Source organism: Saccharopolyspora hirsuta, assembly GCF_008630535.1.
In the GTDB taxonomy this organism is placed as follows: domain Bacteria; phylum Actinomycetota; class Actinomycetes; order Mycobacteriales; family Pseudonocardiaceae; genus Saccharopolyspora; species Saccharopolyspora hirsuta.
In genome coordinates this window covers 32,605-49,715 of sequence record NZ_VWPH01000001.1, presented here as the reverse complement: position 1 = coordinate 49,715, position 17,111 = coordinate 32,605, and the positions used below count along the sequence as shown (strand labels likewise).

Annotated in this window: 12 protein-coding genes, 1 pseudogene and 1 CRISPR repeat array; of the genes and pseudogenes, 9 read left to right on the top strand and 4 right to left on the bottom strand. The window is 68.6% G+C overall.

Annotated features, from left to right (window positions below):
• Positions 1-9: 9 nt before the first annotated feature.
• The 4 genes from cas8c to F1721_RS00185 all read right to left on the bottom strand — a co-directional run bounded on the left by cas8c (position 10) and on the right by F1721_RS00185 (position 7,528).
• A complete protein-coding gene (gene cas8c / locus F1721_RS00200) occupies positions 10-1,824 on the bottom strand; it encodes a type I-C CRISPR-associated protein Cas8c/Csd1 (protein ID WP_150064447.1) in 1,815 nt (604 codons plus the stop codon).
• Positions 1,824-2,492: a type I-C CRISPR-associated protein Cas5c gene (cas5c, locus tag F1721_RS00195; RefSeq protein WP_150064446.1), complete on the bottom strand. Its 669-nt coding sequence runs from the start codon at positions 2,490-2,492 to the stop codon at positions 1,824-1,826. Before cas5c ends, cas8c begins: the two co-directional genes overlap by 1 nt.
• A gap of 422 nt (positions 2,493-2,914) precedes the next feature.
• The gene (gene cas3, locus F1721_RS00190) at positions 2,915-5,140 is read right to left on the bottom strand and encodes a CRISPR-associated helicase Cas3' (protein ID WP_211840261.1); all 2,226 of its coding nucleotides are present in this window, start codon (positions 5,138-5,140) and stop codon (positions 2,915-2,917) included.
• A gap of 194 nt (positions 5,141-5,334) precedes the next feature.
• Positions 5,335-6,472: a CRISPR direct-repeat array (repeat unit 37 nt; unit sequence GTGGCGCCAGCCCTCCGGGGCTGGCGAGGATCGCAAC).
• A 345-nt stretch (positions 6,473-6,817) separates the two neighbouring features.
• The gene (locus F1721_RS00185; RefSeq protein WP_150064445.1) at positions 6,818-7,528 is read right to left on the bottom strand and encodes a hypothetical protein; all 711 of its coding nucleotides are present in this window, start codon (positions 7,526-7,528) and stop codon (positions 6,818-6,820) included.
• Between the two features lie 582 nt (positions 7,529-8,110).
• Between F1721_RS00185 and F1721_RS00180 the strand changes: the two genes are divergently transcribed.
• The 9 genes and pseudogenes from F1721_RS00180 to F1721_RS00140 all read left to right on the top strand — a co-directional run bounded on the left by F1721_RS00180 (position 8,111) and on the right by F1721_RS00140 (position 17,022).
• Entirely contained in the window at positions 8,111-8,980 is an 870-nt protein-coding gene (locus tag F1721_RS00180; RefSeq protein ID WP_150064444.1) for a hypothetical protein, read from the top strand.
• Between the two features lie 653 nt (positions 8,981-9,633).
• The gene (locus tag F1721_RS00175; protein ID WP_150064443.1) at positions 9,634-10,680 is read left to right on the top strand and encodes an Lrp/AsnC family transcriptional regulator; all 1,047 of its coding nucleotides are present in this window, start codon (positions 9,634-9,636) and stop codon (positions 10,678-10,680) included.
• Positions 10,677-11,876: a dipeptidase gene (locus tag F1721_RS00170; RefSeq protein WP_150064442.1), complete on the top strand. Its 1,200-nt coding sequence runs from the start codon at positions 10,677-10,679 to the stop codon at positions 11,874-11,876. Before F1721_RS00175 ends, F1721_RS00170 begins: the two co-directional genes overlap by 4 nt.
• 1 nt (position 11,877) lies before the next feature.
• Positions 11,878-12,315: pseudogene (locus tag F1721_RS35555) on the top strand (amidase family protein); the annotation flags it as partial.
• Positions 12,316-12,331: 16 nt separating this feature from the next.
• On the top strand, positions 12,332-12,700 hold the full coding sequence (locus F1721_RS00160) for an amidase family protein (protein WP_150064440.1): 369 nt from the start codon (positions 12,332-12,334) through the stop codon (positions 12,698-12,700).
• 25 nt (positions 12,701-12,725) lie between these two features.
• Positions 12,726-13,397, top strand: a complete 672-nt coding sequence (locus tag F1721_RS00155) for a hypothetical protein (protein ID WP_150064439.1) — start codon at positions 12,726-12,728, stop codon at positions 13,395-13,397.
• A gap of 183 nt (positions 13,398-13,580) precedes the next feature.
• Positions 13,581-14,957 carry a sodium:solute symporter family protein gene (locus F1721_RS00150; RefSeq protein ID WP_170301310.1) on the top strand — a complete coding sequence of 459 codons (1,377 nt, stop codon included), beginning with the start codon at positions 13,581-13,583 and terminating at the stop codon, positions 14,955-14,957.
• Positions 14,958-14,960: 3 nt separating this feature from the next.
• Entirely contained in the window at positions 14,961-15,719 is a 759-nt protein-coding gene (locus F1721_RS00145; RefSeq protein WP_150064437.1) for an aspartate/glutamate racemase family protein, read from the top strand.
• 1 nt (position 15,720) lies between these two features.
• Positions 15,721-17,022, top strand: a complete 1,302-nt coding sequence (locus tag F1721_RS00140) for a CapA family protein (RefSeq protein WP_150064436.1) — start codon at positions 15,721-15,723, stop codon at positions 17,020-17,022.
• The last annotated feature ends 89 nt before the right edge of the window (positions 17,023-17,111 follow it).

Below are 17,111 nucleotides of genomic sequence, written 5' to 3'. Positions count from 1 at the left end.
TGAGGAGGGTCAGGCGTCAGTGCCGGTTTTCGGTTTGCGGCGTTGGGCGGCGTCGTGGGCGCGCTGGTGGTGATAGCCGAGCACGAACTGGGCCTGCTGCGCGGGGTTGAAGCGCGCCGGGATGTCGCCGATACGGTCCAGCAGTTCGCTGAGCTCGGTGTTGAACACGTAGACGAGTCCTGCTCCGGTCCCGCCGGGGCGGCGCCGGATCTTCGACAGCCATGCTTTGGCGAGACGCTCGCCGGCGATCATCGCCGGACGCGGATTGGTGATAGCGCCGGCGTAGAAGCGGTCGCCGAACCCGGCGTTGAGCGACTGTGATTCGGCTTTGCCGTTCTCGCCGCTATCGCTGTTGTTCCCGTTGCCGCCGCTTCTTGGGGACCTGTTGGCGTTGTACTGGATCTTCTCGTACACCGCGAAGACCCGGCCCAGGACGTAGGCGGGATCGTGATTGGTGTCGTCGAGCTCGGCTGGCATGGCGATCTCCTTGTCGGGGTGACGTCGCAGCGCCAGGCGCAGCAACGCGGCGCGAGGCCCGTCGATGCGGCCGTCGGTGGCGATGCGGTGCAGGACGTGATGAAGCACCGAAGGCGGGAGGGGCACCGCGCGCAGACTGGTGCGCTGCAGATCACGCTGGATGTGTTCGGGCCGGTCGGCGCCTTTGGCATCGAGGGGGAAGTAGCGGACGCGGTCCTTGTCCCACCGCCCGGTGGCCAGAGCCAGCTGGTAGAGCCCGTAGGAGACCGGCTCGTCGTCCCACAGGGTGCACGTCTGGTGGTCGTCGTACCAGCGGGCGAGGTTGAACAGGATGTCCTGCAGCGGTTGGTCGATCCAGTCCCGGATCACGATGCGCGAGGAGTTCCCGCCCAGCGACACCGAGCAGAACCGGTCCGGCGTCGCAGTCTGGGCGGTCTGATCGGCACGTGCGAGCCGGCCGTTGCGCAGCTGAGCGAGCACACGTCCGACTGCGTCCGGATCCGGGCGGTCTGGCATGACCTGGAAGAAGTCCTCGGGGGGTTTCCCCAAGGTCCACCAGGTCATGGCGCTGTCCTGCTGCTGGAGTCCAAAGGTGTGCGGTCCCGACAGTAGGTGGGTCAACGCGGCGTTCATCGCATCGCCGCAGAAGAAGCAGATCGGCGTGTGTTCCAGGCCGGTGGTCAGCGCGTAGCCGAAGACGCGAGCGTTGACGCTGACCAGCGCGGCGTTGTTCGCGGCCCCCGGGACCAGGCGTTTGGAGATGTTTCCGGGCACGGTGTCGAGCAGCACGCCGACGTTCCCGCACACCAGGCACACCCCGCTGGTGCCGCCGCCTTTGCGGGCGGCGACTTCGTCGGCCCAGAAGCGCACCAGGGAGTCCTGCTTGATCACCGGGATACCGTCGACGGCGATCAGGACGCCTTCCTTGGCCCCGATCGCTTCCGGGCGGATCAGCCTGCTGACACCGCCGGAGGCGTAGAACTTCCGAACCACCTCGGCAACAGGATCCTCCGGCGAGCACTGAGCCCACCGGCTGATCAAGGCAACGAACTCCTCGTGGCACTGGGCGACACGGGTAGGTTTGGTCTTCTCATCTCCCCAGCCGAGCACGTACTGGACGTCATCGGCCCCGAGCTGGGCTGCCACCCCCACGGTGCGCGTCACCGCGGGCGTCACATGCCGCTGCCCGGCCAGCTTCCCCCGTGCGTTGGGCTCCCGGATGCCCACCAGCTCCGGTGCGGCCCCGGTGCTGGAGAGCTCCAGCCGCCAGGTGAACTCCCGTTCCTTGTGGAAGGCCTGACCGACGTTGTTGGCCCGCGCGTAGTCGACCAAGCGCTGCAGCAGCATCAGGCCCCCACCCCGACCGTGGCGGGGATACCAGTGCGGGGAATGTGCAGGCGCCCGTTGTCCAGGCGCGCAGTGAACCAGGAGAACGACACCCCGTCGTCGCGGTGGTGCACGCCGTGCAGCATGATCCCCAGGTCCTCGGTCAGCGGCAGCCGTGGTGTCTCGTCGACGGGACCGAAATCGGCGCTGCACTCCCGCGTTCCCAGGTACGGCTGGTGGAAGCATTGGCCGCGTTCGACCCGCCGCCGGAACTGGTCTCGGTAGGCGGCTTCATTCTTCGTCGCGCCCTCGCGCAGCTCCACATGCGCGTGAATCCGGTAGGCCACGTCACGCAAGCACACCGAGTTGCGCTGAGTGCGGTGCGCTACGGTGTCGACCGTGCGCCCCCGCAGTGCCGCGTCCTCCACCGACGGCAGATCGATGGTTTCGTTGCGGCGCTGGGTGAACTGCCGGATCGGTTTGAGCACGTCGATCGCCACCGGGCGCCATTGGAACTGGGGCTTCCAGAAGATGGCTTCCAGTACCCCGATCGCCGCGGTCGGAGTCATCGCGCTGTAGGTCACCCGCTCGGACTTCAACTCCGGACGAGTGAACAGAGCCGCCTCGCCCCACACCTGCACGCTCACCGGACGAGCACCGCTGGCCGACAGCGGCAAATCCTTGTCCATCGCACCTCCTTGACATCTCACAACACCACCGAACCGGCGAAAACACTTGTTCCGGGGGAAATTTTCACATTCCACACGAATGGAAGGCCGAGACACGGTGGCGCAGAACGGTTGTCGGATCCTCATGACCCCGGTGGTGCTCAGCCGGGCCATGCCGCGGGTTTGACTGCGCTCCCCAGTGCACGCACCCGCTGTGATGACGCCGTCACTGTAGCAGTACGATTTTTAGTGTCGTCGCCAGGTAGGGTCCACTCAGGGTGGGTCGCCCTTTTGCCAGGTCACCAGGCTTCGTGAGCTAGCGTGTGCGTCAGCGCCAGAACGCTGGCGGGGATCGCAACAGTGTCGTCGCGCGGTAGAGCAGTTCGGCCGGGGCACCGAACGGGTTCGGTGCCCCGGCTACAGGATCCCAGTGAGCATCGCCGTTACCAGACTTCTTCCTTGACTAGGCACGATGTGTCGATGCCGTACCCGGTGTCGTAAGCCCCGCACCACTCGTGCAGGTCACCGACGATCTGGGTGCACAGGTCGGCGACGCCGGGGTCGTTGAGGACCCGGCGCGGCAACGACACCAAGAACGGTTGCAGCTTCCGAAGCCAGTGCCCGGCGTGCTCGGGATCAGCACGCAATTGGTCCATCAGGTCCGCGGCCTGCTGTGCGTATCCGGTGGCCACGACCGAGATCGTCTCGTCATCAAGCATCCGGAACGCCAACTCCCGGTCCCGGAACGCCCCCTGGCCGTCGTGGGACCGGCGCAGAGGGCCGTCGGTGACAGCCTCGAAGTCGAACTTCGCGCGGTTACGCTGGATCTCCACGGACCGTGCACCTTCATCAGTGTTCGACCGCTGAAACAGGGTGCGGTAGTACTTCGACAGGGTCGGCAGGTCATCGGGGTCGACCGCGCCACCGGGACGCGGGCCGAAGTGGGTGCGGGTCGCTCCGGTCCCGATGGTGTAGCCGGCCGGGGCGGACATGTCGTGGGCGTCGAAGATCACGACCTTGCCGAGCTCTGGCAGTTTCGCCTCACGGTTCGCGCGCCCAGCAGCCTGCTGCAGGCTCTCCGCCGGCGCCATCGCCCGGTAGACCACCGGGAAGTCCACGTCGACGCCGGCTTCGATCAGCTGGGTCGATACCAGCCGAACAGGCAGACCGTCGTCCAACCGCTCGCGCACCGCATCCAGCACAGCGCGGCGGTGCGCCGCACACATCCGGGCCGACAGGTGCCACGTCGCATCCGGGGATTCGCTCACCCACCGCTGATACACCTTTCGGGCGTCCTTGACCGTGTTCACCACGACCAGAACCTGCTCGTGCTTTCCAGCGGTGTCAGCGACCTCGTCCAGGCTCGGTTTCGGATCCAGCCACCACTCGTAGGACACGCGCCGCATCTGCTCGAACAGCGAGACCGGGTCGTCCACGACGGAGGGCAGCTCCAGGTCGTTCCACACCTGAAGGTGTTCGAACGAAGGCTGTGTGGCCGAAGTGAGCAACACCGTGGTGCCGAACTGCTCGGAGAGCACCCGCAACGCATCCAGGATCGGCACCAGAACCCGCAGCGGAAGTGCCTGCACCTCGTCCAGGATCAGCACCGAGTTGGCCAGCCGGTGCAGCTTGCGCATCTGCGAGGGCTTGCGGCCGAACAAGGAGTCGAACAGCTGCACCGTCGTGGTCACCACGAACGGGCTGTCCCAGTTCTCCGCTGCGGATCGCCACCGGCGTCCCTGCGCACCGGATTCCGGCGGCGTCACCGCCGAATGATGTTCCAGCACGTTCTCCGTGCCGAGCATGCTGCGGTACACCTTGGCGTTCTGCTCCGTGACGGTGATGAACGGGACCGCCACGATCACGCGCTTCTTGCCCAGCAGCGCCGCGTGATGTAACGCGAAACCCGCCGAGCTCAGCGTCTTACCGATCCCGGTCGGGGCCGGCATCCGGTAGATACCGGTCGCCTGGCTGGCGTGTTCCACTGCGCGCCGGTACACCCGTTCCCGTACCGCATCGATCGGCGAACCACCACGCTTCACCAGCAACTCCAGCCGCTGCTGCTCGAACCGCGCCAGCAGCGCACCCATGTCGGCATCCCGGCGCACCGCAGGCGCATCGAGTCCGTCGAAATGCGCAGCGGTGTCCAGGTGATCAGCGTCGACCAACGCTGAGAAGACCAGCCGGATCCCCAGCTCCGCCGTCAACGGATCACGCAACCACCCAACAGGAACCAGACCACGCGAACCAACCCGCAGGATCTCCTCCGCTTCCGGCACCTCCGCCAGAAACGCCCGCTTGACCTCTTCCTCTAGAGTCCCTTCCTCCCGGATCACTTCCTCGAACGCCGTGACCGACGTCAGCCCACCGTGATGCCCCAAGATCGCCAAGGCCGCAGGCCCCGCCACATCCACCAGCCAGCGAGCACCGAAATCCTTATGCGGAAACCCGACTGCCTCATCGGTGCCCTCAACCTCCAACAGCCGCCGCTGCCAGCACCCGCGCGCCTTACCCGCATCATGAAACAGCCCCAACGCGAACCCGAGCTCGCCGGCGCCGAACTCGCCAGCGAACCGCCGCGCGAGCGCCCCAGTTTCCCGAGCGTGATCGGACAGCAAGTGCCGACGCAACCGGCTATTGACGCTGTGAGCCCACACCACAACCTCCACCGAACGCCTCGTCCAGGAGAACGCCGCGCACCGTACCCGCCCCCACCGACAACCCCGCGGAAACCAACAACCACCCTTCGGAACCCCAAGCGTCCACCGACACGCCACGACATCCCGAACTACCCCACGGGCAAGTCGATCACCAAACCATTAAGATCAACCCCAGAAGAAAGGAAAAGTCCTGCTCAAGCAGGGTGGCGCCAGCCCTCCGGGGCTGGCGAGGATCGCAACTTGCTCGTCCAGTTCTAGTACCTCTGGAGGGAGCGGGGTGGCGCCAGCCCTCCGGGGCTGGCGAGGATCGCAACGATGCCCAAGCCCTCAACCTCGGCAAGCCCGCCAGCAGGTGGCGCCAGCCCTCCGGGGCTGGCGAGGATCGCAACATCCGGCCGACCAGGGCGCGCAGCTCGCGCAGCAGCGTGTGGCGCCAGCCCTCCGGGGCTGGCGAGGATCGCAACGATTCCCCTTGGGTGGTGGTTGAGGGCGGCACCCGTGGCGCCAGCCCTCCGGGGCTGGCGAGGATCGCAACGTAGACGAGTTCGGCGTTGTCACGTTCTGGAGCCGGTGGCGCCAGCCCTCCGGGGCTGGCGAGGATCGCAACCGGATGTGCGGCCCGCACGAGGTCGGCCGCGGCTGCGGTGGCGCCAGCCCTCCGGGGCTGGCGAGGATCGCAACCCGGCCCCGCCACCACCAACCGACGTAGCCAGGGGTGGCGCCAGCCCTCCGGGGCTGGCGAGGATCGCAACGAGGTGATGATGGTCGGGAGCATCACGTTGTACCGGTGGCGCCAGCCCTCCGGGGCTGGCGAGGATCGCAACGCGGCCTACCGCGACCCGCGGGCACCGAACAACATCCGTGGCGCCAGCCCTCCGGGGCTGGCGAGGATCGCAACAGCGGGTAGCGGCTGTACCAAAGCGGCGGCAGCCCGGGTGGCGCCAGCCCTCCGGGGCTGGCGACGATCGCAACTGCAACACCTGCGAGGAATGCGCCGAGCTGGCGTGGTGTGGCGCCAGCCCTCCGGGGCTGGCGAGGATCGCAACTACGAAGCCGCTGATCGGGCCACCCGGCCGCCGTCGGGTGGCGCCAGCCCTCCGGGGCTGGCGAGGATCGCAACGGCAACGTCGACACCCGCGATGTCTACCTCGCGACCGTGTGGCGCCAGCCCTCCGGGGCTGGCGACGATCGCAACTCGGCGCGCTTCGGAGCGAATTTCCGCAGGACAGCGGGTGGCGCCAGCCCTCCGGGGCTAGCGAGGATCGCAACCGCGTCGATGCGGTGCTTCACGGTGACCGTGATGGGTGCCGCCAGCCCTTCGGGGCTGGCGAGGATCGCAACACCGGCCGCGAGGTCTGGCTCTACCGATGGGCCTACGTGGCGCCAGCCCTTCGGGCTGGCGAGGATCGCAACGAGCACCAGGACGTCGAGCTCCACCTGGCCGTTCTCGACGTGGCGCCAGGCTCCTCCGGGGCTGGCAAGGATCGCAACCCCCAGCCGGCCATGTCGCCGAGCTCAGTCACCGCGTGTGGCGCCAGCCCCTCCGGGGCTTGCGAGGATCGCAACCACAGGCAACCGGTGGGCAGCGAAGTGGTTCAAGCCCTCCAGGGCGGGCGAGGAACGCAATTAGGCGACCACCAACGTCGGCACCGGATCGTGCTGGGTAGCGCCAATCGGCGAGGTCCACTAGTGCTCACCAACGGGCGTGTGGCCAGATCGGATCCGTTTCACCAACGCGCGTGCACGCGCAGAACCCACACCTAGTTCCCGGCGCAACGTCTCCGCCGAGATCGGCCGATGGTGCCGCCGCCAATGTTCTACGTCGAGATCGACGGCGCAAGACACGAGCTCCTCGACTCCGCGCGTGCCCGCATCGTCATCATCCAGCTGCTGACCAGGGACGTTGTCCGAAACCGTGCACGACGCTGTCGATACAGCACCACCGTCACCGGCAAGGTCAACGGCTCTCTGTCCTTCAGCGTTGGACGGCGTCCCGGCTGCGGAAATCGCCTGCAGCAGCCCCGGCCCGACCTCCGCCCAGCCGAACAGCAGCAACGGCCCCACCGCATCGAAGGCCGCCTTGCCGAACTCGCCGGCACAGATCGGCTCGGCCACGTTCAACGCCAACGTCACCAACGACGCAAACAGCAGCAGCCGTCGTGCCGGGCGCAGCTGCTCCGGCCGCGCACCATGCAGGGCCAGGTAGCGCGTACCCACCAGCAACCCAAGCACCGACAGATCAACCGCCGGAGCGACCAGCGGCGCCACGTACATCGGCACCCCCAACCGCAAAGCGAGGTTCAGGACGTTGCCGCACCCGAACAGGAAGGTCAACGCGATGACCGAGCCCATGATCACGGTCACCGACCGCTCCACCGCATCCCGGGAAGCCCGCATCAGAGCCTCCCACCCGCACCCGAGGTACCTCCTGCCAGGCACAGAATTGCAGGCTCGAACAAGGTGGGGATTTGGTGCAAGTCCGTCCTCGGACACGGCATCTACCCCAGGTCATGCACTTGACCTGGGGTTTCTTTGTGCAGGTGTTGAGAACCAGGACGGAGCTGACCTGGGACTCGTGTACGCCCTGACCTTTGACAACATCAGCCTCTTCTAACACGGTTTCACCGCAGTCCACCGCGGCGGCGGCCATTCTGACCAGCGACGCCACGCCGGACGTCGCTCAGTTCGCAGAGGACCGGCTCACCGGACGCATCAGTACCTGGTGGCCCCCGGCAGCGCGAGCCCTGCTTCAAATGGCACCGCCAGCACATCTTCATCAAATCCCGCAACGGCTCCTGGCCGGAACCGGGCCACCACCGGACGCGGTGCGCCGGTCCTCGTCCATCCCGAACCTGATTCGCTCCGCATCCAGATCCACCCGCGAGCTTTGGGCCCGTTGCTGGCCGAGCTGCTGCCCATGGCCGACGACGAGAACGAAGCCCACCCGGAGATCTACGGGACCGTAGGTGCGCGAGCGCGGTGGCAGAAGTCGCGAAAGTCCGGGCAATTGGTGCTCTCGCTCGCCATCCGGATGCGCATGCCCAGGTCATCGCAACCGGAGTGGGGGCACGGGAGTGGAACGCAGCGCAGGAATACCTCTACGCCGAACGACCAACGGTTCTGACACTCAACGACCGGTTCCCGCACGCGCTCGCCCCGGGCGAAGCAGAACGGCTGCAGCTCGGACGACCGCGGTTCTACCTCCCAGTCCGGCTAGCCAGTGCGCTGCTGCGCCGAATCAAACTCTCCGGCAATTCATGGAGGATCGGGGTCGTGGGCAAAGGGGCCGACTCGGTTGACTTCTCCTGGGACGGTGATGTGACCGTCGAGGACGCGCTCATGGCTCTGTGCCATCCCGTAACCCAGATCGCACACGGCACCTGCAACGCGCAGGCATGGCGCCTCGAGAATGGCCACGGGTGGGTCAACGACCTCGACGCGCCCAACCGCTTGATCCGAACAAGCCTGTTGACCGGGGCGAGGGCTCTCGATGTGTGGTCAGGTCTAGGCAACACCCAGATCCACGTGGAAATGGACGGTGGGCCGCCAATCAGCGCACTCGTCGACGCGCTTCGCCATCCGGTCGCGGGCGTCACCGCGCATGCGAAGGTCTTGGACGCGGCCGAGAATCGGCACGCTCAGATGTGCGACTTGCTGCCGACCGCAGACCGGTTCCTCGGAGATCTCCGGGACGCACGCCCCGGGCCCGCACTGCTGCTGCGAACTCTGTGCTCTCAGAACGAAGCACGCAATCCGAGAACCAAACTCAACACGGTGCGCAGCAACCGAGTGCGACGCGCGGACGGACCATCCTCACGCACCGGTGCTCACGGCGGTGATCTGCGATGAGGGCATCGTGGTCGCAGGTGGCGACTATCGCCGGATCCGTTGCTGCCGTGCTGGGCACGGCGGGAGCGTCACTCCCGCCGGTCGCTCTGGCACTCCTCATCGCCGGCATGCTGGTTGTCGCGGCGCTGTGGGTGGTCTTCCCCCAGAACTCGCGCGACCGCCTCGCATGGTGGTCCGATCGTCGTCGTCACCGCGAGCAAGTGCGCTCTCTGCGGTGCGGGGACAGGGCACCCTCGACCCCCGACTGATACGAGCTGCGGGATTGGGCTCAGGGCACGGCGGCAGTTCCCGAGGTGGCTTCATGGCCGACAGGTTCTGCCCGTGAAGGCCGACGTAGTCGTCGTCCGAGCGTTTGCGATTCCGGTTCGCTCCGAATGGCGGCGGGCGCGGTTTCTCCCGCCACCGAATTCGCACCGAACAGGTCAACGCTTTTCGTCGCGAAACGCAGTCGGCAATGATTCGGAAACGGCACCGCTGCGCACCCGATACCGGCGAAAACGGAATGCGGGAAACCCGCATCGCTGGTCGGCATCGCGATCACGGCGCTGACCAGCTACAACGCGCGCCGGGCAGGTCGGCGGCGCGTCGCTGCGCGAAGTTGCTGCGGGATTCCGGCACTTCGTTGACACAATCTGCTGGGATGCCGCAGTCTCATGTGCGCAGACAGCGGATTCCTTCATCAACTCGCATCGTGGGTGTGTCGCATGCTCGACGAAACCGATCGGCGAATTCTCGCCCGGCTCGCGGTCGACGGCCGGGAGACCTGGGCGAACATGGCCCGCGCGCTGGGCCTGTCCGAGAGCAAGGTCGCGCGCCGGGCACAACGGTTGTTCGATTCCGGCTGCGCCCGGGTGGTCGCCGTTCCCGACCCGCTGCGGTGCGAGTTCGGCACCCCGGTGCTGGTCCACCTCCGCTGTGTGCCAGGGCACGCCCGCGCGGTCGCCGACCGTCTGGCGGAGCGTCCCGACACCCGGCTGGTCGTCCTGCTCGCCGGCAGCTTCGACGTGCTCGCCGAACTGATCAGCACCGACCGGGACCATCTGATGCGCGTGATCCACGAGGACTTCCGGGAACTGGAGGGCGCGCTCGAAGCCAGCGTCGAATCGGTACTGCGCACCTTCAAGGTCGGATTCGACTGGGCCCGCGGACTCCTCGGCCACGACGCGCTCACGCCGCGCTCCCGTCCGCGCGCAGCCCACCAGGGCCCGTGTCCGGAACTGTCCGCAGTGGACCTCAACCTCATCGCCGCGCTGTCGAAGGACGGGAGGCTCTCCTACGCCGCCCTCGCGCAGCGGCTCGGCATCACCGAGTCCCTGGCCACCCGGCGGCTGCGGCACCTCGTCGACTGCGGCTACCTCACGTTCAGCCCGTTGATCGATCCGGCGCTGCTGGGGTACGAGATCGAAGCGTTCCTCCGGATGCGCGTCGACCTGCGGAAGGTCGACGCGATCGCCCGCCGGCTCTGCCGTGAGACCTCCGTGCGCTACGTCTCGGCGACCGCCGGCGCGTCCGATCTCGTCTGCGAAGCCGTCCTCCGCGACAACGCGGCGCTGTCGGACTTCCTCACCGGCACCATCGCCAATCTCGACGGCGTGCGGAGCCTGGAGACCACCGTCGAACTCGGCTCGGTCAAGCGGGCCTACCGGCCGCGGCCCGTCCGGGCGCACGCGGACAACGCACCAGGAACAGGAGAAGGATGAGCAAGGCAACCCAGTACACCGGCTACCAGTCGTACTCCTACCTGACCCCCGGGGTCGACTACGAGACGTTCGAGCTGAGCGACGAGCTGAACCGGGTCCCGGAATACGACCTGGGCCTCGACGCCGAGCAGCTGTCCAGGACCCGCCGACTCCTCGAGGACAGCATCGTGGTGAGCCTGCACGACCACCCGCAGGTCTTCCCGCGCGACGTCGGGAAGATCCGCGAGTACATCCGCACCGGCCGCGAGCACACCGGCTACGCGGGCCTGGCCCGCTCCGGCATGACCGCCGTCTTCGACAACCTGATGGACGGCACCGCCTGCGTCACCAGCAAATGCGGCTGGAAGTGGGACGACATCCTCTACGACATCGGCATGCGGTTGTGCGACCTGGCGCATCAGGACTTCGTGCGGGTCGTGCACGGCCTCGACGACATCCGCGCCGCCCACGAGAACGGACAGGTCGGGCTCGTGCTGTGCCTGGAGGCATCCACCCCGATCGAGAACGAGGTCGACCGGATCGACCTGCTCTACGGCTTCGGCGTGCGGCAGATGGGCATCGCGTACTCGGAGTCGAACACCCTGGGCAGCGGCCTCAAGGAGAAGCGGGACGGCGGCCTCACCGCGTTCGGCCGGCGCGCCGTGGCGCGGATGAACAAGCTCGGCATGGCGATCGACGTGTCGCATTCCGGGGACCAGACCTGTCTGGACGTCTTCGAAGCGTCCGAGAAGCCCGTCCTCATCACCCACGCCGGGGCGCGGGCGGTCTGGCCGACCCCGCGGATGATGCCGGACGACGTGCTCAAAGCGTGCGCCGAAACCGGCGGCGTGCTCGGCCTCGAAGCCGCTCCCCACACGACGCTGTCGAAGCAGCACCCGCGCCACAGCCTCGAGTCGGTGATGGACCACTTCACCTACTGCGTCGAGCTGATGGGCATCGAGCACGTCGCGTTCGGGCCGGACACCCTCTACGGCGACCACGTGGGGCTGCACAAGCTCTTCGCGGCCAACCTCGGGGTGCACGACGCGCACGTCGGCCCGGACTACGAGGAGGTCCCGTACGTCGCGGGGCTCGAGAACCCGACCGAGTGCTTCTTCAACATCGTCGGCTGGCTGGTGAAGCACGGCTACTCCGACGAGGAGATCCAGCTGGTCGTCGGCGGCAACGTGGTCCGCGTGCTCGAACAGATCTGGTGACATGAACCCCGGAAGCGACCTCCTGTTCGCGTCGATAGCGACAGTTTCGCGGCTGCTGCGGGACGGCGAGCTCTCCCCCGAGGACCTCCTGGACGCCGTGCTGGCCCGCCAGGAGGCCCTGGAGCCCGAGCTCAACGCGTTCACCACCGTGCTCGCGGACCAGGCCAGGCGGCAGGCGCGCGCGGCAGCCGCGGCCCTCGCCGCGGGCCAGGGCGGTCCGCTGACCGGAATCCCGGTGTCGATCAAGGACATCTTCGACATCGCCGGGGTTCCCACGATCGCCGGTTCGCGCATTCTGCGCGACACCACGGCCACCGCGGACTCTGCTGTCCACAGCAGACTCCGGGACGCGGGAGCGGTCGTCTTCGGGAAGACGAACATGCTCGAATTCGCCTACGGGTTCGTGCATCCCGACCACGGGCAGTGCAACAACCCGTGCGACCTTCGCCAACTTGATGGCCGGGCGCGAGGTGCCCGCGGTGGCGTACCTGGCCGCGCTGGAGGCCCGCCAGGCGTTCAGCCGCCAGGTGGACTCCGTGCTCGGCGAAGCCGACGTCCTGGCCGCGCCCACGATGCCCGGCGGTGCCACGGTCCATGACCCCCAGCTGGACCTGGCCGGGCTGGATGCTTGCGTCCGCACGATCCCGTTCAACGTCAGCGGCCATCCCGCGCTCTCCCTGCCCGCGGGCAGCACGTCCGACGGCCGACCGCTCGGCTGGCAGCTGATCGGGCCGAAGGGCCGCGAAGACGCGGTCTACGCCGTGGCCGAACGCTACGAACTCGCCCGCGGCGGATTCCCCACCGCCTCCCCCGGCCGAGCCTGAGCACCACGTCCCCCAAGGAGTCCCCATGCGATACCGCCTGCTGTTCGGCATCGCCTGTCTCGCCGTGGTCGCCGCCCCGCCGACCGCGACCGCGCAGGGCACCGCCGAGCCGGTGCTCCGCCAAGCGCAGCTCGACGTGACGCCCGCACCGCAGGCGCGCACCGTCACGGTGACCGAGTCGATCACCGTCGACGGCATCGCCGCGGGCACGCCGATCCGGCACCTGGTCGCCGCGTTCCCCGAGGTGCGGCTCACCGGCCTGCGGGTCAGTGCCGGTTCGGCGGTCGTGCCCACCACCACGGTCACGGGCACCGGCGCGGACACGATCAGCTTCCCCGCCCCGCACGCCGGGCCGCTGTCCTACGTCATCGCCTACACCGTCGAGCAGCGCGGCGGCGAACAGGTGCCGATCCTGGTGCCGGACGTCCCGACCGACGGCAGCCGGGCCGTGCGGCTGCGCTACCACGTGCCCGACGGCTATCACGTGCAGGGCGAGCCGTTTCCGGTGGTGATCGGGTCCAGCGGCGTGCAACAGCGCGATCTGGTCGGACTGCCCTCGTTCCTGGCCTACCGGCTCGGCGAACACCCTTCCTCCGGCTGGGGAGCCGCCAGCTGGGGCGGGGTCCTGATCATCCTGCTCGGGGTCGCGCTCTCCGCGGTCGTGATGCTGCGCGAATCCCGCGCGGGAAAGAGGTGAGCGGGATGTTCTCCCTCGGGACGCCGTTCTTCGTCTACGCGCTGTTCTCCGTGTCGTGGGTCGTCCTGTACTTCGTCTGGGCCTACACCCGCCGCGACCGCGAAGGGAAATGACCATGTCGGCGCAGTCCATCTTCTGGGGCGTCACCATCGGCTACTTCGTCCTGCTGGTGGTGATCAGCGTGTGGTCCGGGCGAAGACCCGGACCGTCCGCGACTACCTGACCGCGAGCGGGTCGATCGGCTCCGTGGTCGGCGGTGCTTCGCTCGCCGCTACCCAGATGAGCGCCGGCACGTTCGTCGGCACGCTGGGAATCCACTACCTGACCGGAGCCAGCTTCGGCATGGTGGTGCTCGGCCTGTGGGGCGGCTGGATCGTGCAGGTGCTGTTCGTGGCCCCGAAGTTCGCCCGCTTCGGCGGCAAGACGGTGCCGGAGTTCATCCGCGCGCGCTACAACTCCCGCGCGGCGAGCGTGATCTCCGCGGTGCTGATCATCGTCGCCTACACCGTGTACCTCACCGCGCAGTACCAGGCCGGCGGCCAGATCTTCCACGCGATCCTGGGCCTGCCCTTCCTGCACGGGGTGCTGATCACCATCGGCGTGACCTTGCTGTTCGTCCTGATCGGCGGCATGCGGGCGACCGCGTACACCGACTACCTGCACGCGCTGCTGATGGCGGGCTGCTTCGTCGCCGCCGTGCCCGCGGTGCTCCTGCAGCTCGGGCCGGAGGCGATCGGCGGAATCGTGCACCAGGTGCAGCCGAGCATGACCGGCTGGTTCTACTCGTCCAACGCGCTGCTCGGGCTGGGGCTGGCGTTCCTGTTCGCGCAGGCGACCACGCCGTACGAGCTCGCCCGGCTCTACACCATGAAGAACATCCGGACCGTGCGCCGGGCGGTGGGGTGGTCGTTCCTGTTCCAGGCCATCGTGTTCCTGTCGGTCTGCGTCCTGGGCATGGCCACCCGGGCGATCTTCCCGTCGCTGCCGACCCCGGACATCGCCTCGACGGTGCTTTCGGCCGACGTGCTGCCCCCGATCATCGGCGCGCTGCTGATCATCGCGGTGCTCGGCGCGATCGCCTCCAGCGTCTCCGGAATCATGATCGTGTCGGCATCCGCGTTGACCAACGACCTGCTCAGCGAGGTGTGGCGGCTGTCGGACCGGGCTCAGCTGTGGCTCACCAGAGCCGCGGTGCTGGTGCTGGGCGTCGTCCCGGTCTTCCTGGCCCTGCGCCAGCTGGCGCTGGTCCAGTTCGTGGTGGCCCTCCAGGCATCGCTGGTCGCCTCGTTCTTCTTCGCGACCGTCGTGATCGGGCTGAACTGGCGGCGCGCCACCGCTGCCGGTGCGATCGCGTCGATGTGCGCCGGATTCGTCGTCGCGCTGGCCTGGTACGCCGCCGGGAAGCCGGCCGGGCTCGACCCGGTGCTCCCCGGGGTGTCGGTGAGCCTGGCGGTGTTCTTCGTGGTGTCGCTGCGCACCCGCGGCCCCGGGGAGAAGGCGCTCGCCACGTTCTTCCCGCCGCCCCGCCCGCGAGTGTCCCCCGTCCCGAACGAGAGGTGAACCATGCGCATCGTTTACGCAGTCCCCGGACCGATGTCCAAAACGGCGCTCGGCAGTGCGGAAGTCCGGCGGCGGCAGGAACTCCTCCAGCGCTGGGCGCCCGACGGCGTCGAGGTCGCCGTGCAGGACGTACCGTCCGGACCGGCCTCGATCGAGTCGGCCTACGAGGAGCACGTGTCGGTCGAGCAGACCGCGCGGCTGGTCACGCGGCTGGAGGCCGAAGGCGCGGACGCGATCATCCTCGGCTGCTACGGCGATCCCGGCCTGGACGCGCTCTGCGAGCTCACCGAGCGCGCGATCGTGGTCGGCCCGGGGGCGGCCTCCGCGCACCTGGCCGCGATGCTCGGCCACCGGTTCGGGATCGTCACGATCGCCGACGGGGTCGTGCATCCTCTCCGCCGCCTGGTCGCCGACGCCGGGCTCGCCGGTTCGCTCGCGGGCATCGCCGTCGTGGACGTCCCGGTCCTCGAACTCGGCGCGGACCGGGAGGCATCCGCGCTGCGGGCGGCCGAAGCCGGCCGCAGGCTCATCGAACGCGACGGTGCCGACGTGCTTGTGCTGGGCTGCATGAGCATGGCCTTCCTGGAGCTGGACGTCGACCTCCAAGCGAAGCTGGGTGTGCCGGTGCTGAACCCGGTCAAGGCCGCACTCGCGATCGCCCACGCGCGGGCGCTGTTCGGTTGGCGCCACAGCAAAACCGCCTATCCGACGCCGCGGAAGCTCGCGGCCGGCGCCGCGCTCGACGACCTGGTGGTCGGCTGACATGAAGCTCGTGGTCGCACTGTCCGGCGACGCCATGATCACCCGCGGAGCGATGGTGCGGGCCACCCCCGGCGCGGAGGCGCTGCGGACCCTGCTGCGGGAAGCGGATGTCGCGTTCACCAACCTGGAGACGGTCGCCGCCGACCACGACGGACCGCACACCTCCCATCCGCTCACGCCCACCCTCACCGCGGACGCGTGCGTGCTCGACGACCTCGCCGACGTCGGGATCGACGTCGTGTCGTTCGCCAACAACCACGCGCTGAACCTGGGCGTTCCCGGCATGACGGGCACCATCCGGGAGCTGGCGGCCCGTCGGCTCGCGCACGCGGGGGCCGGGAAGTCGCTGGAGGAGGCGACGATGCCCGCGTACGTCGACCGGCCGACCGGCAGCGTCGCGGTGATCGCCTGCACGTCCACCTTCGGCACCGGCGACGACGCCAGCGGCCCGGCCGAGCTGATGCCACCGCGGCCGGGGCTCAACCCGTTGCGCTTCCACACCCGGCTTCACGTACGGCCCGAGCAGCTCGCCGCGCTGCGGGCGGCACACCGCGACCTCGGCTTCGACGAGCAGCTGAAGTACGCGGTGGACATGGGATTCCTGCCCCCGTTGCCGGACGAGCAGGACGAGCGGTTGTTCGGGCAGGTCTTCCGGGAAGCGGACGAACCGGCGGTGCAGACGTGGTGCGATCCCCGGGATCTGGAGCGGATCCAGCGGTGGGTGGCCGAAGCCGCCGAGCGGGCCGACGTCGTGGTGGTCAGCGTGCACGGGCACGAGCAGGGCGGGGCGCTGACCGAGCCCGCGGCCTTCCAGCGCGAGTTCGCGCACGCCGTCATCGACAGCGGGGCCGACGTGGTCGCCGGGCACGGGCCGCACCGCTTGCGGGGCATCGAGTTCCACGGCGGGCGCCCGATCTTCTACGGCTTGGGCAACTTCGTGGATCAGATCCACCTGCAGGACCGGCTGACTCCGCACACCTACGACGTGTTCGGGGTCGCACCCGGCTCGCCCGGCGCGCGGGCTGCGGCGACCTCCACCGGTTTTCCGGAGCACCCCGAGTACGCCCGCTCCGTGGTGGCGACCCTGACGTTCGACGACGGCGCACTCGCCGACGTCGAGTTGTGGCCGATCTCGCTCGGCCGGGACCGGCCCGCGGCGCACCGGGGCGCGCCCGAACTCGCCAGCGGCCCGGAAATCGGCACGATCGGCGAGGAGCTGGCGGAACTCTCCCAGCGCTACGGCACCCGGCTGCGGGCCAGGGGCGATCGGTTCACCGTCCACGCCGCAGCAGAGCACGACTGATCGGCACCGCCCCGCGCGGGCGCTCGACCACCCCGCTGTACGGGCGCAGCCGCGACGATTTCGCGCGGTGCTGCGTCGTTTCGACGAAC